Origin of the sequence: Luteimonas panaciterrae (assembly GCF_020511115.1) — a bacterium.
Lineage (GTDB): Bacteria > Pseudomonadota > Gammaproteobacteria > Xanthomonadales > Xanthomonadaceae > Luteimonas > Luteimonas panaciterrae.
In genome coordinates this window covers 785,256-809,983 of sequence record NZ_JAJAVH010000001.1, presented here as the reverse complement: position 1 = coordinate 809,983, position 24,728 = coordinate 785,256, and the positions used below count along the sequence as shown (strand labels likewise).

The following is a 24,728-nucleotide window of genomic DNA, read 5'->3' as shown; positions in this document are numbered from 1 at the left end:
CTACTCCTCCCTAAAAACGTCGGCAAGCGTATGGTGCAAGCCCATGATTTGCTTCGATTCGTGGGCCGGCCTTTCTGAATAGCGATGACCGCCCGCCAGATAACAGATTGATTTTTAAGGAATTGTGCGAGCGCAAAATCCGCAAGCTTTCCTGGCGTGGCCGAAAGCCCTTCGCGGAGGTGCAGGCACCCCGCCCGCACCACGCCAACCCCTTGAAGACTCAGGGCTTGGCCGATTCCTCTTCGGATTTCCCGGACTTGCCCATCAGCTCGGCCTGGCGCTTGGCCAGCTCTGCCTGGCGTTGCCGGGCGGCCTTGAGCTTGGCCGCCTGCGAACCGGCGACATCGTCCAGCGCCGTCTCCGCCTGCTGGCGAGCGGCGGCTTCCTGATCGGCCTGCTCGCGCAGGCGCGCGGCCTCCTCGGCCTGGATCTGCGCCTGGATGCGCAGGCGCTCGGCTTCCTGCCGCGCGCGCGCCGCGTCCTGACGGCTCGCTTCCACGAGCAGATCGCTGCGCGTGCGGTCGAGCCGGTCGATCTCGCGCCGGGCGACTTCGTTGCGCGCGGCGAGTTCGGCGGTCTCCACGCGCAATTCGGCGATCTGCAATGCCATGGCGCGCGCCTTGCTCTTCGCGACGGCCAGGGCATCCAGGGCCTGCCGCGCCTGCAAGCGCTCGTAGGCGCCGGCGCCGCTGGTGTCGGGATTGGCGTCGAGCATCTGCAACCGCGACGACAGGCGCGCGACTTCAGGATCCTGCTTCTCGGCGTGCACGGCGGACGCCGCCGTCAGCAACAGCGCCAGCACGATGCCGCTCGAAATCTTCGTCTTCATTGCCCGTCCTCCGCACCGATGCGGCGCTTCAGATCGGCGATCTCCGCGCGGCGCTGCTTGAGATCGGCCTCGGTCACCGCCTGACGGCTGAGCGCATTGGCCAGATCGGCGCGCGCGGCGGCCAGCAGGGCGAGATTGCGCGCCCGCTCCCGATCACCTCCGGCCATCGCCGCGTGCGCCTGCTCCAGCAGGCTGCGCGCCTGCGCGAAATCGCCGGCGGCATACTGGTCGGCGTCGGCATTGTCGGCGCGTGAAACCGCCTGCTGCGCGGCCGCCAGCTCCGATGTCGGCGGCGGCAGGCTGGCGCAAGCCGTGACCGAGAGCACGACTCCGAACATCGACGCGCGAAGCGCCGGCCTGTTATAGATGAACTGTGCGAAGCTTTGACGCATATAAGGGGGGTCGCGCTCCCGGAAGCGGCGACCATTGTCAATCAGCATCCGGCGGAATCGCAATGATCCAGCCGCGATGAAGCGGCCAGGCTGCTTAACGGGACCAAACTCCACACCATGGATATCGGCTATCTCCTCAAGCTGATGACGGAGAAGAACGCATCCGACATGTTCTTCACCACCGGCGCCCCGGTCTACATCAAGGTCGAGGGCAAGCTGCAGCCGCTGGGCACGACCGTCCTACCGCCAGGCACCACCAAGAAGGTGGCCTACTCGCTGATGGACGAAGGCCAGGTCCCGCAGTTCGAACGCGACCTGGAACTGAACATGTCGTATTCGCAGCCCAGCGTCGGGCGCTTCCGCATCAACGTGTTCAAGCAGCGCGGCGAAGTGGCGATGGTGGTGCGCTCGATCCGCAGCATCATCCCCAGCATCGAGGAGCTGCAGCTGCCGCAGGTGCTCAAGCAGATCATCATGGCGCCGCGCGGCCTGGTGCTGATCGTCGGCTCCACCGGCTCGGGCAAGTCGACCACGCTGGCCTCGATGATCGACCACCGCAACACGAATACCGCCGGCCACATCCTCACCATCGAGGACCCGATCGAGTACCTGCACACCCACAAGCAGTCGATCGTCAACCAGCGCGAAGTCGGCATGGACACGCATGCCTTCCATTACGCGCTGAAGAACGCGATGCGCGAGGCGCCGGATGTCATCCTGATCGGCGAGATCCTCGACGCGGCCACAATGGAAGCGGCGATCGCCTTCGCCGAGACCGGCCACATCTGCCTGGCGACGCTGCACTCCAACAACGCCGACCAGACCATCGAGCGCATCCTCAACTTCTTCCCCGAGGCCGCGCACGCCAACGTGCTGATGAACCTCGCGCTGAACCTGCGCGCGGTGGTGTCGCAGCGCCTGGTGATGGGCCTGGACGGCCGCCGCCTGCCGGCGACCGAGGTGCTGATCAACACGCCGCTGATCCGCGACCTGCTGCGCCGCGGCCAGGTGCATGAGATCAAGCAGGCGATGGAGGAGTCGCTGGAAGCGGGCATGGAATCCTTCGACCAGTGCCTGTTCCGCCTGTACAAGGCCGGCAGGATCGACCGCGAGGAAGCGCTCAAGGCCGCCGATTCGCGCGACGGCTTGGCGTTGAAGTTCCGCTTCTCCGAAGGCAGCGTCGGCGAGCACGATCCTTACGCGGACGTGTTCGAGACCAGCGCTCAGCACCACTAGAGCGCAAGATCGGAGCGGGTGCGTGTGCCGCGAACGTCTCGCGGCCTCAGATCTAGGGTGCGTCCGGCTGACGCTCCGGCCGCGCGGCATCGAAGGCGGGAAGCGCCAGGCAGGTCTGTTCGATGCGGGTAATGGTCGGATATGGCGTCAGATCGACGCCGAAACGGCGCGCGTTGTAGACCTGCGGAATCAGGCAGCAATCCGCCAGACCCGGCACATGCCCCGAGCAGAACTCGCCGGTCGACGGGTTGTCCCGCAGCAACGTCTCGAACGCTTCGAAACCGTCGGCGATCCAATGCTTCACCCATTCGTCGCGCTCGGGCTGCGGCACGCCCCACTCGCGCTCGAAATACTGCAGCACGCGCAGATTGTTGAGCGGATGGATGTCGCAGGCGACCAGCTGCGCGAGCGCGCGCACGCGCTGGCGCTCGCGCGCGGTGGCCGGTAGCAGCGCCGGCTGCGGCCACATCTCGTCGAGGTATTCGAGGATCGCCAGCGACTGCCGCAGCATGCGCTGGCCATGCTGGAGGACCGGCACCGATCGCTGCGGATTGATCGCGGCGTATTCCGGACGATGCTGTTCACCGCCGTCACGCACCAGGTGCACGGATTCGATCTTGTAGGCCAGCCCCTTGAGGTTCAGGCCAATGCGCACGCGATACGCGGCGCTCGAGCGCCAGTAGGAGTGGAGAATCAAGGGATGCTCGCTCACGGAGGGGCTTGGCGTTCGATGCGCTGCTCGATGGCACCGAAGATGGAATTGCCTTCGCGATCGAGCATCTCGATCCGCACCAGATCGCCGAACGACATGAAGGGCGTGATCGGCTTGCCGGTTTCCAGCGTTTCCACCGTGCGCTTCTCGGCGAAGCAGGACGCGCCCTTGGACGTGTCCTCGTTGGCGATGGTGCCGGAACCGACGATGGCACCGGCCGACAGCGGCCGTGTCTTCGCCGCGTGCGCGACGAGCTGGGCGAAATCGAACTGCATGTCCACGCCCGCCTCCGGCGCACCGAACCACTCGCCGTTGATGTGGGTGAGCAGCGGCAGATGCAGCTTGTTGCCGCGCCAGGCCTCGCCGAGTTCGTCCGGCGTGACGAACACCGGGCTCAACGCCGAACGCGGCTTGGATTGCAGGAAGCCGAAGCCCTTCGCCAGTTCCGGAGGGATCAGGTTGCGCAGCGAGACGTCGTTGACCAGACCGATCAGCTGGATGTGCCCGGCCGCCTGCTCCGGCGTCACCGCCATCGGCACGTCGTCGGTCACCACGACGATCTCGGCTTCGAGGTCGATTCCATAATTTTCGTCCACCACCTTCACCGCGTCGCGCGGGCCGTAGAAACCGGCGCTGGTGGCCTGGTACATCAACGGATCGGTGTAGAAGCTCTCCGGCACCTCGGCGCCACGCGCGCGGCGCACGCGCTCCACATGCGGGAGGTAGGCGCTGCCGTCGACGAACTCGTAGGCGCGGGGCAGCGGCGCCGCCAGCTGCACCATGTCGAGCTCGAAGGCGCCGTCGGCACTGCCTGCGTTGAGCGCTTCGGACAGCGCGGCCAGGCGCGGCGCCAGGTTCGACCAGTCCTCCAGCGCGCGCTGCAGGGTCGGCGCGATGCCGGTGGCGCGCACGGCCTGCGTCAGATCGCGCGAGACCACGATCAGGGTGCCGTCACGGCCGCCTTCTTTGAGGGATCCAAGCTTCATCGCGCCTCCATGAGAGCGATCGACAATATTGTTTCAATTGTAACTTTTCACGAAGCATCAAAAAAAGCCGCTTCATCAATGACATCTGTTCCGCCTTCCCGGCGCGGCGATTTTGCTTCGGAACGCCCGGCCTGGCCGGGCGTTCGGATGCGCAGCAGACGCCCGGGCGTCCGCTAAGCACACGCTTCTTCGCCCTGCTCAATCTTCGCCTTGGAACGCCCCGGCGCGATACGTCAGCACCAGCGTATCCCGATGACCGGTGCCATCCAGCGGTTGGATCGGCGTGGATTCGTGGATGACGCGGGTGTCGTCGAGCAGCAGCACCGACCAGGGCGCATCGAGCGTGAAGCGCTGGCCGTTGGGACCGGCGGCCTCGAACACACGCGTCTCGCCCCCCTTGATGTCGTGCCGGCCGACGAGGAAGACGGCGACGAAATCCACGCCGTCGCGATGCGCGCCTTCCGGCGTGGGCCGGCCGATGCCGTCGCTGGTGTCGATGCGGAACTGGTGGGCTTCCACGTACCAGGGTTGTTTGGGCTTGACCGCGGAAAAGCAGTTTCCTAGCGCCTGGAGCAGATGGGCCCAGATGGGCCGCTCGACGATCTCGCGATGAATCGGCTCGAACCAGCGCTCCATGCCGCCGTGCAGTGCGTTGTAGTCGAGCGATTGCCAGTGCGCCCGGCGCGGCGCCTGCGTGACCTCGGCGCCATCGACGATGAAACAGGAGTGGCGACGCCGCCGGTAATGGCCGCCATCGCGCAGATAGTTGTCGGGAGCGAGATCGTCCCAACTCGGCTTGAGCGCATCGAACGCTGCGAGCGGTTCTCCGCACAGCTCGACCACGCTCTCAGGTGTCAGTACCGCATAACCGCGCTCGCGCAGTGCCGGCAGGACGGTTTCGAGAGAGTCGAAGGGAGCGGAAAAGGTGGCGACCATGCGACGGCCTGTGCGGTGCGGGACGACTGTGCCGCGCGCCTGCGCGGGAGCACATTATCTCCGCAATTGCCCTCGCACTGGCACAAAGAACGAAGGCCCGCCAAGCGGGCCCTCGCGTCACGCATCGGCCGGACACGTCCGCCGATATGGCTGTCAGGCGATGTATTCCTGATCGTACAGCTCTCCCACCACGCCATTGTTGACGTCGGAGAGCGGGCACGCCCGACGGCCGGCGTAGCGATCGATCCACTGCGAGCCGTCTTCACCCTGGTAATAGCAGTACGTGGTGCCCGCGCTTGCGGACGCGCTGCCGGCCGTTCCCATCGCCAGCGCCAACGCGACCACGCCCAGGCCCACGAACTTGTGCATTCCGATTTTCATGCGATCCACTCCGGTCATGAGGAATAAGGATGTCTTCGATTTCGACGATCCATCGATTGCACCGCCGGGCCACCATCGTGGTCGGACACCAGAGCGCGATCCATGCACCTTCCGCGTTCAGAGCGCCTGAACCAGACAAGGCCGTTATGCATGTGCGGGCGGAAACTTAGCACGCGGCGACGGCCAGGCCCGCCGCGCTGCAACAAGGCATGCACCCGAAAGCGAAAAGCGCGCAACAAAAAAGCCCGCGCGAGGCGGGCTTTCGAATATTGCCAATGCACTTGGCTGCTGCATTTGGCTAACAGATGGCAGCCCCGGATGGATTCGAACCACCGAATGCCTGAGTCAGAGTCAGGTGCCTTACCGCTTGGCGACGGGGCTATGTTTTGATTGTAACGCCAGAACGGATGAACGTCCCGGCGGGGAGCGCCTGGCGAAGAATCCGCACGATGACGTACGGACTCTCGCGCAGGATCTTTCTTAACGCTTGGAGAACTGCGTGGCGCGGCGGGCTTTGTGCAGACCCACCTTCTTGCGCTCGACTTCGCGAGCGTCGCGGGTCATGAAACCAGCCTTGCGCAGCTCGGTCTTCAGCGTCTCGTCGTACTCGACCAGCGCGCGGGCGATGCCGAGGCGGATCGCGCCGGCCTGGCCGGTGGTGCCGCCGCCGGTCGCCGTGACAAGGATGTCGAAGGTCTCGGTGTTCTTGGTCAGCTCCAGCGGCTGGCGCACGATCATGCGCGCGGTCTCGCGGCCGAAGAACTCGTCCAGCGGACGGCCGTTGACGACGATGTTGCCGGTGCCGCGGCGCAGGAACACGCGGGCGGTGGAGGATTTGCGACGGCCGGTGCCGTAGTTCTGAGTGATTGCCATGACTTAGATATCCAGGACTTGCGGCTGCTGAGCGGCGTGCGGGTGCTCGGAACCCTTGTAGACCTTGAGCTTGCGGTACATCGCGCGGCCGAGCGGATTCTTCGGCAGCATGCCCTTGACGGCGATTTCGATGACGCGCTCCGGGTGGCGCTCCAGCGCCTGGGCCAGCGTCTCGGTCTTGAGGTTACCGACGTAGCCGGTGAAGCGGTGATACTGCTTGTCGGCGAGCTTGTTGCCGGTCACCACGATCTTCTCGGCGTTGATCACGACCAAGTAGTCGCCGGTATCGACGTGCGGGGTGTAGACGGGCTTGTGCTTGCCGCGCAGACGGCGGGCGAGCTCTGAGCTGAGACGACCCAGCGTTTTGCCGGTGGCGTCGACGAGGTACCAGTCACGCTGGACGGTCTCGGACTTGGCGGTGAAGGTTTTCATGACGAAACTCTGGGTTCTCGGTGAATTGTCGGGCTGATTCCGGGGGAGCCTCTCGGCCCGCGGAATTTCGCCGCGCGTTGTGTCCCGCACATGGAATCGCGGAACGAAAGAGGCGAAATGATACAGGCCGCCGCCGGGCGCCGCAAGTCACCGGAATCTCTCGGAAACCCGTGCCGGCGCCCCTCTGGCCGCCGGCCCGGTCAGGGGCGAGAATGGGGCGTCGGCTGCTTCCGCCAGGCCCGGGCACCCGCCCTCCACGCCGCGCAGCGCCCCTCCCCTTTCGCCGACGTACCCAATCATGGCCGCGACCCGCCCTCACGACACGCCGATCGACCGCTTCCTCACCGACACCCAGCGCGCGCTGGAGACGGTGTTTGGCCGCCCGCCCGCCGCCCGCCCGAATCCCGGACGGGACACGCCGGACGTCGAACTCGACACCACCGAACGCCTTCACGCCGCCGGACTGATGCGTATCAACCACGTTGGCGAGGTCTGCGCCCAGGCGTTGTATGTCGGACAGGCCAGCGTCGCCCGCGATCCGGCCACCCGCGCGCACCTGCTCGAGGCGGCGCAGGAGGAGACCGATCATCTGGCCTGGTGCGCCGATCGTCTGGAAGAGTTGGACAGTCGTCCAAGCTTGTTCAACCCGCTCTGGTATGCCGGTAGCTATGCCATCGGCGTGCTCGCCGGGCTGCGCGGCGACGGTTGGAACCTCGGTTTCGTGGTGGAGACCGAGCGCCAGGTCGAGGCGCATCTCGACGAGCATCTGCAGATCCTGCCCGAGGCCGATCTGCGCAGCCGCGCGATCCTGTCCACGATGAAGGAAGACGAGGCACGCCATGCCGACAATGCCGAACAGGCGGGCGCGCGCGTCTTGCCGCAGCCGATTCCGTCGATCATGGCGGCGGCGTCGAAGTTCATGAAGACGGTGGCGTATCGGCTGTGAGCGCATAGCCGGAAACCGGAAACACATCTCGCGTCCGCTCTTGCTCGTCATTCCCGCGTAGGCGGGGTTTTCAACAGCCGAATGGCTGGTCATCCATGCCGAGAAACTATGACGAGATGCCATGCACGGACAGAATCCGCACGTGACCCCCGTCTCAGCGCGCTGACGGCGCGCTTCGGTGCAGGAGTGACGAGAAGACGCAAAAACGGCGGGTTTTGGCCCGCCGTTTGGCTTATTCCACCAGATTCCGCCCGTGGAATAGTTCTTCGATCTCGCGCTTGAGCAGCGCCTCGATCTTCATGCGGTCCTTGAACGACAGGTTCTTCGCCTTTTCCTCGAACAAGTACTGATCGAGGTCGAAATCCTTCAGATGCATCTTCGTGTGGAAGATGTTTTCCTGATAGACGTTGACGTCGAACATCTCGTAGCGCGAGCGGATGTTCTTCGCCAGGAAGTCCTGGATCGAATTGATCTTGTGGTCGATGTAGTGCTTCTTGCCGCGAATGTCGCGAGTGAAGCCGCGCACCCGGTAGTCCATGATGACGATATCGGACTCCAGGCTCTCGATCAGGTAGTTCAACGCCTTCAGCGGCGAGATCACGCCGCAGGTGGCCACGTCGATGTCGGCGCGGAAGGTGGCGATGCCGTGCTGGGGGTGCGTCTCGGGATAGGTGTGCACGGTGATGTGCGACTTATCCATGTGCGCCAGCACCGCCTCCGGGATCACGCCCTTGGCGGCTGCCTTCTCGATCACCGGCTGTTCGCTGATCAGGATCGTCACCGAGGCGCCCTGCGGGTCGTAGTCCTGCCGGGCGATGTTGAGGATGTTCGCGCCGATGATTTCCGCGACGTCCGTCAATATCTGTGTGAGACGATCGGCGTCGTACTGCTCGTCGATGTACTCGATATAACGCTGACGCTCGTCCTCCGAGACGGCGTAGCAGACGTCGTAGATGTTGAAGCTCAGCGCCTTGGTGAGGTTGTTGAAGCCTTGGAGCTTCAGGCGCGGCAACGGTTTGACCACGGCGGTCGTCCCCTGGGGAAGTGGTGCGAAAGACGAATTATGCGCCAAGTATTTGGCAGTCGCGAGACTGACTGATTGCCGGATGAACAGAGAGAGCCTACTCTTGGCGACATCCTCGGCTCTGACCGCTATGACATCACCTTCCGTGGCCTTGATTACTCCTCTCCGTCGACCTTCGAATCCGCTGGCCCCGTCCAGCTCCACGATCGAGCGATTCCTCGCTCATTGCCATCGTCGTCGCTACCCACCCCGTACCGACGTGTTCCGACCCGGTGATCCGGCCGGCACGCTCTACTACGTGGTCAGTGGCTCGGTCAGCATCATCACCGAGGAGGACGACGGCCGCGAACTGGTGCTCGGCTACTTCGGCTCCGGCGAGTTCGTCGGTGAGATGGGCTTGTTCATCGAGTCCGACGTGCGCGAGGTGATCCTGCGCACCCGCACCCAGTGCGAACTGGCCGAGATCAGCTACGAGCGCCTGTATCAGCTGTTCGAGGGCTCCTTGAACGGCGACGCCACCCAGATCGTCTACGCGATCGGCGCGCAGCTCTCGCGCCGCCTGCTCGACACCAGCCGCAAGGCCGGGCGCCTGGCCTTCCTCGACGTCACCGACCGCATCGTGCGCACCCTGCACGACCTGACCCGCGAGCCGGAGGCGATGAGCCATCCGCAAGGCACCCAGCTGCGCGTATCGCGGCAGGAGCTGGCGCGGCTGGTCGGCTGCTCGCGCGAAATGGCCGGACGCGTGCTGAAGAAGCTGCAGGCCGACGGCGTGCTGCACGCTCGCGGCAAGACCATCGTGTTGTACGGCACCCGCGGATAACCATTTGATGGGCGCTCCTTTCGCGCCACGCGGGCCATTGCCGGATGCCGATCTGCGCAGCGCGTCCTTGATCGATGCCGACGACGTCGCCGCGCTGCTGTCGGAAATGGGCTATCCCTGCGAGACCCGCGACGCCGCGCAGCGCATCGACACCATCCTCGCCGATGACCGCCAGGCCCTGGTGGTGGCGCGCGTCGATGGCGTGGTGCGCGGGCTGATCGCCCTGGATTTCATGTACTACCTGCCGCTGGACACCACCACTTGCCGCATCACCGCGCTGGTGGTCAGTGCCGAAGCGCAAGGCCGCGGCCTCGGCCGGCAGCTGCTGCGCGAAGCCGAACGCCGCGCCCGCACCGCCGGCGCCGCGCGACTGGAACTCACCAGCGGCTCGCAGCGCCTGGACGCGCACGAGTTCTACAAGGCCTGCGGCTACAGCGACGGCACGTTGCGTTTCATCAAGCGGCTGGGCGCCGCTTAAGCGCTTTCGCGAGCACCATCTTCGCGGGCATCGCCCTTGCGCGCACGCGCGCGGCCGCCGGCGGATTTCGGTTCGCGATAGATCATGTAGACATCGGCGCGCTGGTAATGCGAGCCGGGCTTGATGCCAGGCTGCATCTCGAAGCCGACACTCTCGTACAGCTTCAGCGCCGGACGCAGCGCGCTGTGCGATTCCAGGAACAGCTCCGTGCCGCGCAGACGCTTGTACTCGCCGATCATCGCGTCCATCAGCTTGCGGCCGATACCGAGGCCGCGGTGGCGCTCGGTCACCGCCATCTTGGTCAGCTCGTACACGCCTGGTGATTCGCGTAGCAGGGCGCAGGTGCCGACCACTTCGTCACCGAGCAGCGCGAAGAGGATCACACCGCCCGGCTCCAGGATGGTGCGCTCCGGCTCGGACAGCACAGCGTGATCGATGGGTTCGATGCGGTAGTACTTGCTCAGCCACTCGGCGTTGAGCCGATAGAAATGCTCGCGCAGAGCGGGCACGAACGGCACGACGCGCACCTCGGCGCCCGCTTCCGTGCGGCAACGCGCCAGCACCGCCTCCGCCACCGGCCGGGCCGCCAGATCCTCCTCCAACACCGAGAGCGCATGCATCAGGCCGCTGCCCTGAGCGGCGAGGCGCTGCTCCAGCTCGGTCCGGATCGCCTCCCACACCGGCTGCGCCGCCTTCACCTCGGCCTCGGCCTTGGTGGTCAAGGCCAGCGTGCGACGGCGGCGGTCGCGGGCATCGCCGGTGGCTTCCAGCCAACCGCCTTCGATCAGCTTGGCGGCGAGCTGGCTGACGGCCGAGTGCGTCTGCCCGATCACCTCGGCGATCTCGGTCACCGACAGCGGGCCGCGCTCGTGCAGCAGTCGGACCAGGGGGAACCAGCGCCCCTGCAGGGTAATGCCGCGATCGCGATAGATCGCGTCGGCGGCGTCGTAGAAATAGTCGCTCAGCGTCTTGAAGCGGCTGCCCAGGGCCAGGACGCCCTGCTCGGCGAGGAAGGTCATCGGTTTACGAAAGTATTTGTGTAACTACTAACGTATCTGTTCGGAAGCGCGTTGTCGAGACCCTCATGGCGAAGAAAGCGGGACCGTCCGTCGGCCCGTGCCGCCGCGTGTCGGCTTATCCCAGCGCCGTTCCGACCAGTTCCCCGGCCCGGCCTTCGCATCCCCAGTTGAGGATTGGCGTCCCCGGCGGCAGTACACGCCGGAACGTCGCCACGGCGCCCGCCTTCGGGTTCACCACCACCGGGCCGCGCGCGGCGCGCAGCAGCGGCAGATCGGCGCGGCTGTCGGAATAGGCCGCCGCGATCTCGCCCGTGTAGCCCGCCTCGCGGATCATCCGCATCTTCTCCTCGGCATGGCAGTGGCGCAACGCGCCCAGGCCGCCGAGGCGCGGCCCCACGATGGTGCCGATCACCGGCACGTCCTCGTGCGCGACGAAGCCGAGAATCGCGCGCGCCAGCCGCGGCGGCGCGCCGGTGGCGATGAGCACGTTGTCGCCGCGCTGGCGATGCGAATGCAGCACATCGAGCGCGACCGGCAGCAGGCGTTCCTTGATCTTCGCGGTATGCGCGGCGACGTAGGCGTCGATCATCGCGTTGAGATCCTGTCGACGATGCAGCCCGACCGTGCCGATCCAGACGTAAGCCGAGATGGCGCGGCGTCGCGTCGCCAGGAAGGCGAGCAGCGGCGCCAGCAGCGGTGTGAGCAACAGCGCCAGCACGGTCCGCCACAGGCTGCGGCGGATCAGCCAGGCGAACAGATGGCCGCCGGAATCGCCGTCGTAGAGAGTGTGGTCGAAGTCGAAGACGACCAACGGCCCCTCGGGCATCGGAGTTGCCGGGGTGGTTCCCGCCTCCATCGCCGTTGAAGCGTCGGCCGTCCGCGCTTGGGTCGGCGGCGGATCTTGCACATCGCCGCCGGCATCCGCGGCCGAATCCGCCACCGCGCTTTCCACACCCAAAGAAGCCGCCACGCCGGACGCACCGCCCGAAACTCCGCCTCCGCCCTCGCCCGCATCGAAGAACAGACGGCGCAACGCCTCGCCCGGCTCCGGATCGCGCATGAAGGTCTCGCCGACCAGGAACGCGTCGATGCCGGCATCGCGCATCAGCTTCACGTCGGCCGGCACCAGGATGCCGCTTTCGGTGACGAGGCGGCGGTCCCTCGGCACCGCATGCTGCAGTGACAGCGTCACGTCGAGCGAGACCTCGAACGTGCGCAGATTGCGATTGTTGATGCCCAGCAGCGGCGCCGGCACCTGCAGGGCGCGTTCCAGCTCGTCGAGGTCGTGCACTTCCACCAGCACGTCCATGCCCAGTTCCAGCGCCTGCTCCGATAGCCGCGCCAGGCGGTCGTCGTCGAGCGCGGCGACGATCAGCAGGATGCAGTCGGCACCGAGCACGCGCGCCTCGGTCACCTGATAAGGATCGACCGTGAAATCCTTGCGCAACACCGGCAGCGCGCAAGCAGCGCGCGCCTGCTGCAGATAGAGGTCCGCGCCCTGGAAGAAATCAACGTCGGTCAGCACCGACAGACAGGCCGCGCCACCCGCTTCGTAACTGCGCGCGATCGCCTCCGGATCGAAATCGGCGCGGATCACGCCCTTCGACGGGCTGGCCTTCTTCACCTCGGCGATCACTGCGGGCGAACCGGCGGCGATCTTCGTTTCGATCGCCCTGGCGAAGCCGCGCGCGGGCGCGAGGTCGCGCGCGCGCGCCTGCAACTCGCGCAGGGGCACTCGCGCGGAGCGTTCAGCGATCTCTTCGGTCTTGCGCTGCAGGATCTTCTGCAGCACGTCGGGGCGCGAGGCCACGTTCATTGCATTTTCCTACGACTGCGACGGCGGCAATGGCTCTCCAGGGCGCCATTGTCGAGCGTGCAGTGTATCGAGCAGCGCGACCAGTTGCGCGCGCGCGGCCGGATCGTGCACCGGCAGCACCACCAGATCGCCGTCCCGCGCCCATTGCAGTGGACGCCGGGCGGCTTCCACTTCGTCGAGCACGATCTCGATCGCCGCGGCCTCGACGCCCGCGGCCAGCAGCACAGGCCGCATGATCGCGGCGATCTCGCCCGCCGCGCGACCGCGCTCGTAGCCGCCGATGTCCTTCAGCACCACCAGCTCGGGCCGGTACGCGGCCGCCGTCTCGGCCACGGCGCGCAGATCGGCATCCTCGCGATTGCCGGCATGGCCGAGGATGATCGCGAAGCGTCCGCCGTGTTGCCGCGCGTCGATGGCATCGAGCAGGCCACGCAGGCCGTCCGGGTTGTGCGCGTAATCGAGATAGACGTCCATGCCGCCGAAACGCCAGTGCTGCAGGCGCCCCGGATTGTCGCCATGGGCGAGGCCGAAGCGCGCGAGCACGCCGGCGATGACTTCGGCGGCGACACCCAGCGCCTGCGCGACCAGCACGGCACCCGCGATATTGGCGATGTTGTAGGCGGCGCGGCCGTCGAGCGTGAGCGGCATCTGCGCGATGGCGCCGAGATCGTGGACATCCTCGCCACGCGACAGCAGCAATCGACCATCGCGCACGCCGCACGTGGCGCCCATGCGCGTGCGATGCGCGGCCAACAGCGGAGCATCGAAATCGAGCGCGAACCAGCCCAACGGACAAGTCAACGTCTCCGATTTGCGCACCAGCAGCGGATCGTCCGCATTGAGCACGAGCACGCCATGCTCGTGAATCGCGCGCGCCACGGTGAGCTTGACCTCGGCCAGATCGGCGAGATCGTGCACACCGTACTCACCGAAATGATCCGCGCTGACGTTGGTGACCAGCGCCGCGTTCGCATGACAGAGCGCCAACCCGCGCCGCAGCATGCCGCCGCGCGCGGTTTCCAGCACGGCGGCCTGCGCCCGCGGCTGACGCAAGGCCGTGCGCGCGCCGGTCGGGCCGGAGAAGTCGCCGGATTCCAATGCCTGCCCGTCGAAATACACACCGTCGGTGCAGCTGTGCGCCGTGGGCCAGCCCTGGGCGCGCGTCATCGCCGCGATCAGGCGCACGCTGGTGGTCTTGCCGTTGGAACCGGTCACCAGCGCGGCGGGAATGGCATGCAGCGCCTCCCACTCGACAGCATCGACATTCGGCAACGCATCGATCGCCCAGGTCTGGCCATCTTCGCCCGCGCCGATGGAGACGGCATCGTCGTCAGCCAAGAACGGAAGATCGTGCGCACGCGCCGCTTTGCTCAGCGCGATCAAGGCCGGGCTTGCTTCCGCGTCCGCGACCGCGCGCAAGGTGTGCAGCGCCGAATCCTCATCCCACACCGCCGCATGTCCCGGTGCATACAAAAGCCCCTGATCTTCCCTTCCCCCTCCGGGGGAAGGTGGCTTCGCGCGCAGCGCGGAGACGGATGAGGGAAGGGACTTTCCGGACGCAGAGCCGCTTATTAATGCATGCACCCGCTCCCAGAGATCTGCCAAGACGTCTTCCGTCCGGACCAGCACGTCATGATTCCAGTAGCGCAGCGTCTGGATTCCCTGCCTCAAGACATAGGCATCCCGCTGTTCATCATGTTGTCGATACTGATCTTGATTGTGCTGCCCGCCATCCAACTCAATCGCCAGCTTCAATTCGTGGCAATAGAAATCCAAGACATAGGGGCCCAACGATTTCTGCCGGCGGAATTTCTGCTTGTGCAAGCGGCGATCGCGCAAGAAGGACCAGATGATCCTTTCCGGATCCGTGGATTCCTTCCTGAGCCCCCTCACGAAAGAGAGAGTTTCCTCGTCGAAGGGCAGCTTTTTCCTGGAACTTGCACCGGCCGACGATTCTCCCGCCCTCATCCGGCCTTCGGCCACCTTCTCCCGGCGGGAGAAGGGAGAAGCGATTGCCGCCCACCATGCCCATTCGTTCACCTCGGTCGCCGCGTAGAGCCGGTCCAATGGCGCTGCGAATGCCAGCGAGGCACCGCTGCGATGCTGGCGCACGACGATGTCGGCCTGCGGCCAGCCAAGCACATCACGAGCGCGGATGACATTGACGCGCCAGCGTTCGAGCGCCGCGTCATCGACACCACGCGTGGCCTCCAGCGCCGCGCCGGTATCCGCGAAATAGACGTTGCAGCCGGTCAGCCGGCGTGAATCCTCGAACGGTTCCTGCACGGGATGAGGGTCTGTTGGCATATGCGAAGTAGGTTGCGCCGGGCAGAGGGTGTGCAAGGCAAGGAAGAGTGAGGGCGCGTATGCCGATACGCAACCGAGCGATGACGCCGCATTGCGCGCCCTCTGTCCGGCGCGGCCTGCTTCGCGTATGTCAGTAGACCCTCTAGTCGCTTTCTTCTCGCTCAAAGACCAGACCACGTTCGTCGCGCACAACGCCCTGCATCGTAGCGAGCGCGGATTCGTCCAGCGCCTGCTCCGAAAGCGCCTGTCCCGCCAGCGCTGGCAAATCGACTTTCGCGCTCGGCTTCGGTGTCTCGCCATCCGGCTTGAACTTGGTGATCTGCTTCCACGTGCGCGTGAGCGCGTCGGCGAAGATCAGCACCAGATCGCCGCTGCTGCCCATGCGCAGCGCGGCATCCACCGCCTGCTGCTCGTCGGGGATCACCGAGATCGCATCCTCCGATGCGCCATTCGCGCGCAGGGCCTCGGCGATGATGCGCGGCACCTCGTCGCCATCGCGGCCGCGCAAGGCATCGTCGCGACGCACGATGTAGTGGTCGAACTTGCCCGCCGTCGCCGCCGCGATCGCCCGCAGATCCTCGTCGCGCCGATCGCCTGGCCCCGCCAGCACCACGATGCGGCGCCCGCTCACGTCCAGACGCTGCGCCAGATCGGCCATGATGCCGACCGCGTGCGCGTTGTGGCCGTAGTCCATCAGCACCTTGAACGGATGCTCCTCGAACAGGTTCATGCGTCCCGGCACCTGATAGAACGTGGTGTCGAAGGTGCGCAGTCCCTGCCGGATCGCATCGAGCTTGATGCCGAGCGAAAATGCCATGGCCGCGGCGATCATCGCGTTCTGCACGTTGTGCAGCGCGCGACCTTCCAGCGTGGCCGGGATCAGATGCGTCCACATCAGTGGAATATGGCCGCCCTTGTCGTAGAGCGTGATCATGTGGCCGTTGACGCCGCCCTCGAGCGCGCAGGCGCGTCCGCCCGCGCGGATGTGCTCACGCACGAGCGTGTGCGAGGGATTCATCGTCACATAGCAGATGGTCTTGGCGTCGGTGTAGGCCGACATCTTCAGCACGTTAGGATCGTCGGCGTTGAGCACCGCGCATTCGGTGGCGACTTCCACCACCACGCGCTTGATCTCGGCCAGCTGCTCCAGCGTATCGATGCCCTTCAGGCCGAGATGATCGGAGGCGATATTGATCACCGCGCCGACATCGACGTGGCGCACGCCCATGCCCGCTCGCAGCAGGCCGCCGCGCGCGGTTTCCAGCACTGCCAGATCGATGTGCGGATCGGACAGCACCATGCGCGCCGACACCGGACCGGTCATGTCGCCCTCGACGGTGCGCTGCCCGTCGATGTAGACGCCATCGGTGGTGGTGAGCCCCGGCGTATACCCGCTCATCTTGGCGATGTGCGCCAGCATGCGTGCCGTGGTGGTCTTGCCGTTGGTGCCGGTGACCGCCGCGATCGGCACGCGCGAGGGCGTGCCGGGCGGGAACAGCATGTCGATCACCGGCCCGGCCGCATCGCGTGGCGTGCCTTCGCTCGGCGCCACATGCATGCGGAAACCCGGCGCGGCGTTGACCTCGCAGATCGCGCCGCCGATCGCCTTGTAGCTCTCGGCGATATTGGGTGAGATGAAATCCACGCCGCCGACGTCGAGCCCGATCGCGCGCACCGCGCGCACCGCCATGTCGCGGTTGTCGGGATGAATGATGTCGGTGACGTCGGTGGCGGTGCCGCCCGTCGACAGATTCGCGGTGGAGCGCAGATAGACGCGCTCGCCCTTCATCGGCACCGAGTCGGCGGTGAAACCGGCGCGCTCCATCATCAGATTGGCCTGCGCGTCGAGTTCCAGGCGCGTGAGAACCTTCTCGTGACCGACGCCGCGGCGCGGGTCCTGATTCACGATTTCAACCAACTGCGCGATGGTGTGCTCGCCGTCGCCGACGACGTGGCCGGGTGTGCGCCGGGTCGCCGCGATCAGTTCGCCGTTGACCACCAGCAGGCGATGGTCGTCGCCGGTCTGGAAGGTTTCCACGATCACCGAACGCGAATGCTCGCGCGCGGCGTTGAAGGCCTCGCGGATTTCGTCGTCCTCGGTGATGTTGATGGTGATGCCGCGGCCGTGATTGCCGTTGTACGGCTTCAGCACCACCGGCCCCCCGAGCTTGCGCGCGGCCTTGAGCGCATCGGTCTGGCTGGTGACCAGTTCCTGACGCGGTACCGGCAGGCCGAGCGAGGCGAGGATCTTGTTCGTCTCCTCCTTGTCGCTGGCCAGCTCCACCGCGATGTGCGGTGTCTTGCCGGTCACCGTGGCCTGGATGCGCTGCTGATACTTGCCGTGGCCGAACTGCACCAGCGATTGTTGATTCAGCCGCAGCCAGGGAATGTTGCGTTCTTCCGCGGCGCGCACCAGCGAAGCCGTCGACGGACCCAATGCGCGGCGCTGTGCATAGCGGATGAAATCGTCGCGCGCGGCTTCCCAATTCCAGTCTTCCGGCACGCTGCCGGGCGTACGCAGTTCTTCCGGCAGCAGCGAATTCAGCAGCTTCAACGCCAACTCGCCCGCGGCGATGCCTTCTTCCTTCTGCGCGTACTCGTACACCACCGAATACACACCGGGACGATCGTCGGAAATGCTACGCGTCTTGCCGAAGGTGACATGCTCGCCGGCCACGTTCTGCAATTCGATAGCGACGTGCTCCAGCACGTGCCCGAGCCAGGTGCCCTCGCCCTCGCGCATGCGGCGCAGGAAGCCACCGGGTTCGCGGTAGGAGCAGCCGTGTTCGTTCAGGCCTGGGAGTGCGGCGACCAGGCCGTCGATGAAGGCGGGGCCGAGTTTAGCAGTCGGCCAATCCTCTAGCCGGCCCAGATCCAGCTCAAGCCGGATGACTGGGAAATGCGCATACAACGAGGGGCCGACGTAAACATTTCGGTTGAGGATGCGCATAAGTTCCTCGCAGTGGTTATTTGTCGATTAGGTCTGACTTTTCAGGAATCGATCGGGAATCTTGGTATTCGTGATCAAGAGACAGAAGAGCAGGTTGTGATTTAGAGGGAAAAAGAACTTGAATGCGCGATGCCCAGTTGCGTGGACACTCAGCCATGGCGCTTTCGCGACCAATCATCGCATTACAACTCCCCATCGCGATCGGACCCGCAATTGATCGTTCCCCTTCGAGGATTTCGATCAATGGATAATCTTCAGCCGCCCCAAGCTCCCCTTGCGGGTTGGCATTGTAGAAGCCTCCACGAAAACGGATCGTATACGGGCCGCATCGACGCAGTAACTCTCGGCTTCCCGTGCGCCGGACATCGCCCTTGTCGTCTTTTTCACCATAGGTCACCAGCCCAGCCGCATCGATGATCTCGACCGTTTCCCAAGCCTTGGCTGGTTCGCTATCCGTCTTGTTGAAAAACAGCTCAACCGCGTGCGGCCCACACTGGTAGCGAACCCAACCGATCTGGGACTGCGCCGCCTCGGCTTCCTGCTGCGCATGCGCCGGCATCGCCCCAAGGAACAGCACCACCATGCCTACCAAGGCTCGCATGCCTACTCGCCCTTCTCGCTCGGAGCCAACGCCCCCGCCGATGCCTGCCGCGTCTTCAAATTGAACGTCGCCCCCTGCACCAGGATATGCACGGTCAGCCCCAGCAGGCACACCGGCTGGCTCTGGCTCACCTCCGCCATCGAGGAGAACGACAACCCACCGGCGTCGACCACGGTGACCGCGCCACTGCCCTCCACTTCCAAGGTATTGTCCGGGCCGATGAAGGCGGCGGTGTCCTCGTCCAATCCGATGCCGATGGCGAAGGGGTTGTAGGCGAGCGCGGCGACCAGGCGGCCGAGGCGGTCGCGCTGGCGGAAGTGCTGGTCGATGATGAAGCGATTGGTCAGGCCCAGACCCGGCGCGAGGCGCACGCTGCCGGCGCGAGGCGACGAGCCTTCCTTGCCGAAGGCGATCATGTGTTCGCTGAGGATGCTGGCGCCGGCGCTGGTGCCGGCCACGTGCACGCCGGCGGCATTGCGGGCACGGATCAGCTGCGCGGTCGGGGTGCCGCCGATGATCGTGGAGATGCGCAGCTGGTTGCCGCCGGTGAAGAACACGCCGCTGGCTTCCTCGATGCGGCGCAGGAATTCGTCCTTCTGACTGTCGGCGCGATCGTGGATCTCCAGCGCGGTGGCGCGTCCGGCCTCGAGCCGGCCGAACAGTTCCTGATAGCGCGTGCCGGTGTCCGGCAGGCGGCTGGCGGTGGGAATGACGACGATGTCGGCGTCGCGGCCGCCGCACAGCTGCACGAAGCGCTTGAGGATGCGTCGCCGCATCTCCTTGTCTTCGGCGCCGCCGATGGGAATGATCCAGCCGCGCTCTTCGCCTTCGGCGACTCTACTCGGACACATGCAACCTGAACTCTCGTATTTGCTGGCGGCAAAATAGCACGCCGGGCGCTTGGCTCACCCGCGGCGGTAGCCAGTCCCCTGATCCCAGCCATAGGCCCGCTCGACCTTGGCGATGCGGACTTCGAAGTGCCGATACCAGTCGGCGCGGCCGCGTTCGCGCGCGGCGGTGTGTTCCAGGTGCAGGCGCCAGGCCTTGATCGCCTCCTCGCTTTCCCAGTAAGCGACGGTGATGCCGAAGCCGTCCTCGCCGCGCGTCGATTCCACGCCGAGGAAGCCCGGCTGCTGCCGCGCGAGTTCGACCATGCGATCGGAGGTCTCGTCGTAGCCGTTGTCGCCTTCGCGACGGCTCGAACTGAAAATGACGGCGTAGTACGGCGGCGCGGGCAGCGCCGCAAACGGCTCGTCGGTGTGTCCGCTCATGCTCCGCTCCTCACGCGGCCAGCGCGCGCGTGGTCTCGACGAATTGCGTCAGCTTGGCCATCGCCGCGCCGGAAGCGATCGCATCGCGCGCGCGCGCGATGCCGTCGGCGATGGAATCGGCGATGCCTGCGGCAAAGAGCGCGGCACCGGCGTTGAGCGCGACGATCTCCAGCGGCAACCCCGGCTTGTTGGCGAGCGCATCGAGCAGCATCACCTTGGAGGCATCCGCATTCTCGACACGCAGGTTGCGGCTGGCCGCCATGCTGATGCCGAAATCCTCCGGATGCACTTCGTACTCGCGCACCACGCCGTCGCGCAGTTCGCCGACCAGCGAGGCCGCGCCGAGCGACAGTTCGTCCATGCCGTCGCGCCCCCACACCACCAGCGCGCGCTGCGCGCCCAGCGCTTGCAGCACGCGCACCTGGATGCCGACCAGATCGGGATGGAACACGCCCATCAGGATGCTGGGCGCGCCGGCCGGATTGGTCAGCGGTCCGAGGATGTTGAACAGCGTGCGCACGCCCATCTCCTTGCGCACCGGCGCCACCACCTTCATCGCCGGATGATGGATCGGCGCGAACATGAAGCCGATGCCGCAAGTCTCGATGCAATGCGCCACCTGCTCGGGTTGCAGCTCGATCTTCGCGCCCAGCGCTTCCAGCACGTCGGCGCTGCCGGATTTGGAGGACACGCTGCGATTGCCATGCTTGGCCACGCGCGCGCCCGCCGCCGCGACCACGAAGATCGAGGCGGTGGAAATGTTGAACGTGTGCGCACCGTCGCCGCCGGTGCCGACGATGTCGATCAGGTTCGTCCTGTCGGCCACATCCACCTTGCGCGAGAACTCGCGCAGCACCATCGCCGCCGCGGCGATCTCGTCGATCGTCTCCTTCTTCACGCGCAGGCCGGTGAGGATCGCGGCCGTCATCGTCGGCGACACCTCGCCGCGCATGATCTGCCGCATCAGCTCGACCATCTCGTCGAAGAAGATCTCGCGATGCTCGATGGTGCGCTGCAGGGCTTCCTGGGGCGTGATGGGCATGGTCTTCCTCACGCCTGCAGGAAATTCTTCAGCAAGGCGTGGCCGTGCTCGGTCAGGATCGACTCCGGATGGAACTGCACGCCCTGCACCGGATATTCGCGGTGGCGCAGTCCCATGATCTCTTCCATCGAGCCGTCCTCGTGATCGGTCCAGGCCGTCACTTCAAGGCAGTCGGGCACCGATTGCTTGTCCACCACCAGCGAGTGGTAACGCGTGGCCTCGTAACCGTCCGGCAGGCCGGCGAACACGCCCTTGCCTTCGTGGCGGATGCGCGAGGTCTTGCCGTGCATGATCTTTCCGGCGCGGATCACGTGACCGCCGTAGGCCTGCCCCAGGCTCTGATGGCCGAGGCAGACGCCGAGGATCGGCACGCGCGCCCCGAGTTCGCGGATCACGTCCAGCGAAACGCCCGCCTCGTTCGGCGTGCGCGGCCCGGGCGAGATCACGATGCGCTCGGGCTGCAGCGCGTCGATCTGCGCCACCGACAATTCGTCGTTGCGCACCACCTTCACCTCGGCGCCCAGCGTCTGCAGGTACTGGACGAGGTTGTAGGTGAAGGAGTCGTAGTTGTCGATCATCAAGAGCACGGCGGCTCCAGCGGCGCGTGCCGTCGGGGGGACGTGCAATCTATCAGGTCGCCGAAAAACGCACATCCCTGGCGCTTTTTTCGGCGCCGTGGCGGCTCCGGGTCAGGCCTGCGGGAAGCTGATCCGCACCCGCAAGCCCGGCGCGTTGTCGAGCAGTTCGATGCGCGCATCGTGGCGCCGGGCGATGGCGCGCACCAGGCTCAGCCCGAGCCCCGTACCGGGCGAGCCGCGATGGGCTTCCAGGCGGACAAAGCGGTCGAGCACGCGCTGGCGGTCGGCCTCGGCGATACCGGGTCCGTGATCGGCGATTTCCAGGCGCGCGACCTTGCCCACGGCCGAGGCGGAGACGTCGACGGCGCTGGCTTCCGGCGCGAACTTGATGGCGTTGTCGAGCAGGTTGACCAGCAGCTGGAACAACTGATCGGCATCGCCACGGACTCGCACTGGCGCGGTGTGGTCGTGCAGCGTGATGCCGCGCTGCGCGGCGATCGGGGCGTACATCTCCAGCGCATCGCGCGACAACGCTTGCAGATCGACCGGTTGCGCGGCTTCCGAGGACGCCTGCTCGGAAGAAGCCCGGCCCAGCACCGGCTGCGCCTCGATCCGCGCCAGCCGCAGCAGCGCGCCGAAAGACTGCAGCAGCTGCTCGCTCTCGGTGATGGCGGCGTCGAGTTCCGGCGCGGCATTGCCGGCGGCATCGTGCGCCATCGCGCGTTCGCGCAATTGCTCGAGCTGATTGCGCAGGCGCGTGAGCGGCGTGCGCAGGTCGTGTGCGATGTGGTCGGTGGCGTGGCGCACGCCGTCCAGCAGTTCCTCGATGCGGTCGAGCATGGCATTGAAGCGGTGCGAGAGCCGGTCGAAGGCGTCGTCGCTGCCGTCGACCGGCGCGCGCAGGCCCAGCTCGCCCGCGCCCGCGCCCACGCGCGCGGCGGTCGCGTCGAGATTGCGCAAACGCCGCGACACCCAGCGCGCGGTGAACCAGCCGACCAGCGCACCCAACGCCGTGGCCACAAGCAACGCGACCCATGCGGCGTTGAGCATCAACGACAGGAAGCCGTCTTCCGAACGCGTGCGCAACCCGGTCAGCAGCATCTCGCCATCCGGCAAGCGCACCAGATAGGCGAGCACGCGCGGTGCGCCGTCGGTGGTGCTGTCGTGGAATTCGATCCAGTCGTGCCCGGCGCGTGGGTGCATGTCATGCCGGAACGGCAGATGCGCATAGCTGCCGGCCAGCATGCGGCCATCGCCCGCGACCAGGGCATAGACCGTGTCGGGATCATCGGGCGCGGCCACGCGCCGGCGCACTTCCGCGAGCAAGCCGTCGCGCCCGGACTGACGATACGTGGCGATCAATCCGCCGGCCTCGGCGCGCACCACTTCGCGCGCATCGTTGTTGAGCAGGGCCGAGACGGTGAAATACACGCCGCCGCCCAGCACGACGAACGCGATCAGGAACGACGACGCCACCACGATCGCCAATCTGGCGCTTGTCGAACGCAGCGTCAGCGCTCGCAGTCCGGCCCGCGTTCTGGCCATCCGGCGGCGGCTCCTAGGCTTCCAGCCGATAGCCGGCGCCGCGCACGGTATGCAGCAGCGGCGTGACGAAGCCCTGATCGATCTTCTGCCGCAAGCGGCTGATATGCACGTCGATGACGTTGGTCTGCGGATCGAAGTGATAGTCCCAGACCGCTTCCAGCAACATCGTGCGCGTCACCACGCGCCCGGCGTGGCGCATGAGGTATTCGAGCAGGCGGAATTCGCGCGGCTGCAGTTCGATGGGTTTTCCGGCGCGCACGGCGACGCGCTTGAGCAGGTCGAGTTCGAGATCACCGACGCGCAGCTTCGTGGTTTCGCCGGCACCCACCTCGCGACCATTGCCACGACGGGCCAGGCCATCCAGGCGCGCGCTCAGCTCGGCATAGGCGAAGGGCTTGACCAGATAGTCGTCGGCCCCGGCGCGCAAGCCTTCAACACGATGATCGACGTCGCCCAGCGCGGTCAGCAACAGCACCGGCGTGCGGTTGCCGGCGCCGCGCAGCGTGCGCAGCACGGTGAGGCCGTCGAGCTGCGGCAGCATGCGATCGAGGACGATGGCGTCGTAGGTCTCGGTGGTGGCGTAGAACAGCCCGTCCTTGCCGTTGTCGGCGTGATCGACGTTGTGGCCGTCCTCGCGCAGTCCCTTGCCGATGAAACCTGCGGTGTGGGGGTCGTCCTCTACGAGCAGGATGCGCATGATGGGTTCGATGGCCGGCCTCGGGCTGTCGAAAAAGAATACTCCGCCGGTCTGAACCGGCGGAGCATGGGCCCACGAAGGGAGAGGCGTGGGCTGGGGAGACGAGGGCCTGCGCGGGGATTCGCGAACGCCGGCCTCAGTGTTCGTGCCGCCCATCGGTGGTCGCAGTCGATGTCGGCGCCTTGTGTCTGACCGTCTGCGACCATCGTTCGCAGCGGCCGAGCTTGCTGCGCTTCAGGCAGGTCCGTGCCGGATGCGTCTGCTTCACCGCGGTCGGTGCGGGAGTGGCGGGCACGGCGACCGCGACGGCACTGCTTGCCGCGACCACCATCGCCGCCGCCAGCAGGGTGCGGCCGACGAAACGCATGGAACTCTCCTGTGCGATCCGCCGGAGCCGGAGCCCGATCGTGGTTGATCACGCTGGATTCGGCACCGATCCGGATCGACGCAAAGCTGGGAAAAACGTCCCGCCTGGGGCGTGGCGGGACGCAAACGACGTGGAACTTGAAACGACGTGGAACTCAAAACGCATGCCCCGGTGCGTCAGACAGGGCGCGGCGGGATTCCAGAACGCTCGACCAGAAGGATTCCCGCCGCGCCCAAAACCGCTACCGATCAGTTCGTCTTCGGCGCGCTGGTGCTGGCGGCAGCCGTCTTCTTGGCCTGGCGGTGATGCTTCTTGACGACCTTCTTGGCCGGCGCAGCGCTGGCGCTCTTGGTCGCCGGCGTGGTGGAACTGGACGCATTGTCCTGCGCGAAGGCGCCGGCCGATGCGAGCGCGAAGGTGGCGGCCAGCAGTGCGGCGATAGGACGGATACTCATGACATCGACTCCTCGGATGATTGGGTGGATCG

Annotated in this window: 26 protein-coding genes, 1 tRNA gene and 2 pseudogenes; 4 read left to right on the top strand and 25 right to left on the bottom strand. The window is 66.1% G+C overall.

What is annotated here, in order from left to right:
• Window positions 1–220: 220 nt before the first annotated feature.
• Both LG367_RS03605 and LG367_RS03600 read right to left on the bottom strand, forming a co-directional pair.
• Window positions 221–829, bottom strand: a complete 609-nt coding sequence (locus LG367_RS03605) for a hypothetical protein (protein ID WP_226467830.1) — start codon at window positions 827–829, stop codon at window positions 221–223.
• Window positions 826–1,167 (bottom strand): DUF4398 domain-containing protein, encoded by a 342-nt coding sequence (locus LG367_RS03600; RefSeq protein WP_226467829.1) that lies wholly within the window; start codon window positions 1,165–1,167, stop codon window positions 826–828. The genes LG367_RS03605 and LG367_RS03600 overlap by 4 nt, the downstream gene beginning before the upstream one ends.
• 171 nt (window positions 1,168–1,338) lie before the next feature.
• Between LG367_RS03600 and LG367_RS03595 the strand changes: the two genes are divergently transcribed.
• The gene (locus LG367_RS03595; RefSeq protein ID WP_226467828.1) at window positions 1,339–2,457 is read left to right on the top strand and encodes a PilT/PilU family type 4a pilus ATPase; all 1,119 of its coding nucleotides are present in this window, start codon (window positions 1,339–1,341) and stop codon (window positions 2,455–2,457) included.
• A 52-nt stretch (window positions 2,458–2,509) separates the two neighbouring features.
• On the opposite strand, the gene maiA is transcribed toward LG367_RS03595, so the two are convergent.
• The 7 genes from maiA to rplM form a co-directional block, all read right to left on the bottom strand.
• Window positions 2,510–3,154, bottom strand: coding sequence for a maleylacetoacetate isomerase (maiA, locus tag LG367_RS03590; protein WP_226467827.1), 645 nt, complete (start codon window positions 3,152–3,154; stop codon window positions 2,510–2,512).
• Window positions 3,155–3,165: 11 nt separating this feature from the next.
• Window positions 3,166–4,155, bottom strand: coding sequence for a fumarylacetoacetate hydrolase family protein (locus LG367_RS03585; protein ID WP_226467826.1), 990 nt, complete (start codon window positions 4,153–4,155; stop codon window positions 3,166–3,168).
• A gap of 198 nt (window positions 4,156–4,353) precedes the next feature.
• Window positions 4,354–5,091 carry a 2OG-Fe dioxygenase family protein gene (locus LG367_RS03580; protein ID WP_226467825.1) on the bottom strand — a complete coding sequence of 246 codons (738 nt, stop codon included), beginning with the start codon at window positions 5,089–5,091 and terminating at the stop codon, window positions 4,354–4,356.
• Window positions 5,092–5,244: 153 nt separating this feature from the next.
• Window positions 5,245–5,472 carry a hypothetical protein gene (locus LG367_RS03575; RefSeq protein ID WP_226467824.1) on the bottom strand — a complete coding sequence of 76 codons (228 nt, stop codon included), beginning with the start codon at window positions 5,470–5,472 and terminating at the stop codon, window positions 5,245–5,247.
• Window positions 5,473–5,778: 306 nt separating this feature from the next.
• Window positions 5,779–5,853, bottom strand: a tRNA-Gln gene (locus LG367_RS03570).
• A 99-nt stretch (window positions 5,854–5,952) separates the two neighbouring features.
• The gene (gene rpsI / locus LG367_RS03565) at window positions 5,953–6,345 is read right to left on the bottom strand and encodes a 30S ribosomal protein S9 (RefSeq protein WP_226467823.1); all 393 of its coding nucleotides are present in this window, start codon (window positions 6,343–6,345) and stop codon (window positions 5,953–5,955) included.
• Window positions 6,346–6,348: 3 nt separating this feature from the next.
• Window positions 6,349–6,777, bottom strand: coding sequence for a 50S ribosomal protein L13 (gene rplM, locus LG367_RS03560; protein WP_226467822.1), 429 nt, complete (start codon window positions 6,775–6,777; stop codon window positions 6,349–6,351).
• Between the two features lie 298 nt (window positions 6,778–7,075).
• Here rplM and coq7 point away from each other — a divergent pair, with 298 nt between their 5' ends.
• Complete coding sequence (gene coq7, locus LG367_RS03555) at window positions 7,076–7,723, top strand: 2-polyprenyl-3-methyl-6-methoxy-1,4-benzoquinone monooxygenase (RefSeq protein ID WP_226467821.1); 648 nt, start codon at window positions 7,076–7,078, stop codon at window positions 7,721–7,723.
• A gap of 232 nt (window positions 7,724–7,955) precedes the next feature.
• Here coq7 and speD read toward each other — a convergent pair whose 3' ends face one another.
• Window positions 7,956–8,747, bottom strand: coding sequence for an adenosylmethionine decarboxylase (speD, locus tag LG367_RS03550; protein WP_226467820.1), 792 nt, complete (start codon window positions 8,745–8,747; stop codon window positions 7,956–7,958).
• 130 nt (window positions 8,748–8,877) lie between these two features.
• Between speD and crp the strand changes: the two genes are divergently transcribed.
• Both crp and LG367_RS03540 read left to right on the top strand, forming a co-directional pair.
• Window positions 8,878–9,570: a cAMP-activated global transcriptional regulator CRP gene (gene crp / locus LG367_RS03545; RefSeq protein WP_226467819.1), complete on the top strand. Its 693-nt coding sequence runs from the start codon at window positions 8,878–8,880 to the stop codon at window positions 9,568–9,570.
• A gap of 7 nt (window positions 9,571–9,577) precedes the next feature.
• Window positions 9,578–10,048: a GNAT family N-acetyltransferase gene (locus LG367_RS03540; protein WP_226467818.1), complete on the top strand. Its 471-nt coding sequence runs from the start codon at window positions 9,578–9,580 to the stop codon at window positions 10,046–10,048.
• Here the strand turns inward: LG367_RS03540 and LG367_RS03535 are convergent.
• The 15 genes and pseudogenes from LG367_RS03535 to LG367_RS03465 form a co-directional block, all read right to left on the bottom strand.
• The gene (locus LG367_RS03535; protein ID WP_226467817.1) at window positions 10,045–11,067 is read right to left on the bottom strand and encodes a bifunctional helix-turn-helix transcriptional regulator/GNAT family N-acetyltransferase; all 1,023 of its coding nucleotides are present in this window, start codon (window positions 11,065–11,067) and stop codon (window positions 10,045–10,047) included. The genes LG367_RS03540 and LG367_RS03535 overlap by 4 nt on opposite strands.
• A 115-nt stretch (window positions 11,068–11,182) precedes the next feature.
• Window positions 11,183–11,923, bottom strand: a complete 741-nt coding sequence (locus LG367_RS03530; RefSeq protein ID WP_425490904.1) for a haloacid dehalogenase-like hydrolase — start codon at window positions 11,921–11,923, stop codon at window positions 11,183–11,185.
• Window positions 11,924–12,076: 153 nt separating this feature from the next.
• Window positions 12,077–12,883 (bottom strand): annotated as a pseudogene (gene trpC / locus LG367_RS03525) (indole-3-glycerol phosphate synthase TrpC); the annotation flags it as partial.
• 9 nt (window positions 12,884–12,892) lie between these two features.
• Complete coding sequence (locus LG367_RS03520) at window positions 12,893–14,356, bottom strand: Mur ligase family protein (RefSeq protein ID WP_226467975.1); 1,464 nt, start codon at window positions 14,354–14,356, stop codon at window positions 12,893–12,895.
• A gap of 171 nt (window positions 14,357–14,527) precedes the next feature.
• A pseudogene (locus tag LG367_RS18735) lies at window positions 14,528–14,851 on the bottom strand (endonuclease domain-containing protein); the annotation flags it as partial.
• 481 nt (window positions 14,852–15,332) lie between these two features.
• Window positions 15,333–18,140 (bottom strand): cyanophycin synthetase, encoded by a 2,808-nt coding sequence (cphA, locus tag LG367_RS03510; protein WP_226467816.1) that lies wholly within the window; start codon window positions 18,138–18,140, stop codon window positions 15,333–15,335.
• A 16-nt stretch (window positions 18,141–18,156) separates the two neighbouring features.
• The gene (locus LG367_RS03505; protein ID WP_226467815.1) at window positions 18,157–18,723 is read right to left on the bottom strand and encodes a hypothetical protein; all 567 of its coding nucleotides are present in this window, start codon (window positions 18,721–18,723) and stop codon (window positions 18,157–18,159) included.
• A gap of 20 nt (window positions 18,724–18,743) precedes the next feature.
• On the bottom strand, window positions 18,744–19,592 hold the full coding sequence (locus LG367_RS03500; RefSeq protein WP_226467814.1) for a cyanophycinase: 849 nt from the start codon (window positions 19,590–19,592) through the stop codon (window positions 18,744–18,746).
• 54 nt (window positions 19,593–19,646) lie between these two features.
• Window positions 19,647–20,012 carry an antibiotic biosynthesis monooxygenase family protein gene (locus tag LG367_RS03495; RefSeq protein WP_226467813.1) on the bottom strand — a complete coding sequence of 122 codons (366 nt, stop codon included), beginning with the start codon at window positions 20,010–20,012 and terminating at the stop codon, window positions 19,647–19,649.
• 10 nt (window positions 20,013–20,022) lie between these two features.
• Window positions 20,023–21,054, bottom strand: coding sequence for an anthranilate phosphoribosyltransferase (trpD, locus tag LG367_RS03490; RefSeq protein ID WP_226467812.1), 1,032 nt, complete (start codon window positions 21,052–21,054; stop codon window positions 20,023–20,025).
• Window positions 21,055–21,062: 8 nt separating this feature from the next.
• Window positions 21,063–21,641 carry an anthranilate synthase component II gene (locus LG367_RS03485; RefSeq protein WP_226467811.1) on the bottom strand — a complete coding sequence of 193 codons (579 nt, stop codon included), beginning with the start codon at window positions 21,639–21,641 and terminating at the stop codon, window positions 21,063–21,065.
• 102 nt (window positions 21,642–21,743) lie between these two features.
• A complete protein-coding gene (locus LG367_RS03480; RefSeq protein WP_226467810.1) occupies window positions 21,744–23,177 on the bottom strand; it encodes a sensor histidine kinase in 1,434 nt (477 codons plus the stop codon).
• A 13-nt stretch (window positions 23,178–23,190) separates the two neighbouring features.
• Window positions 23,191–23,874, bottom strand: a complete 684-nt coding sequence (locus LG367_RS03475) for a response regulator transcription factor (protein WP_226467809.1) — start codon at window positions 23,872–23,874, stop codon at window positions 23,191–23,193.
• A gap of 136 nt (window positions 23,875–24,010) precedes the next feature.
• Entirely contained in the window at window positions 24,011–24,241 is a 231-nt protein-coding gene (locus LG367_RS03470; RefSeq protein WP_226467808.1) for a hypothetical protein, read from the bottom strand.
• Window positions 24,242–24,489: 248 nt separating this feature from the next.
• On the bottom strand, window positions 24,490–24,696 hold the full coding sequence (locus LG367_RS03465; protein ID WP_226467807.1) for a hypothetical protein: 207 nt from the start codon (window positions 24,694–24,696) through the stop codon (window positions 24,490–24,492).
• Window positions 24,697–24,728 lie beyond the last annotated feature (32 nt).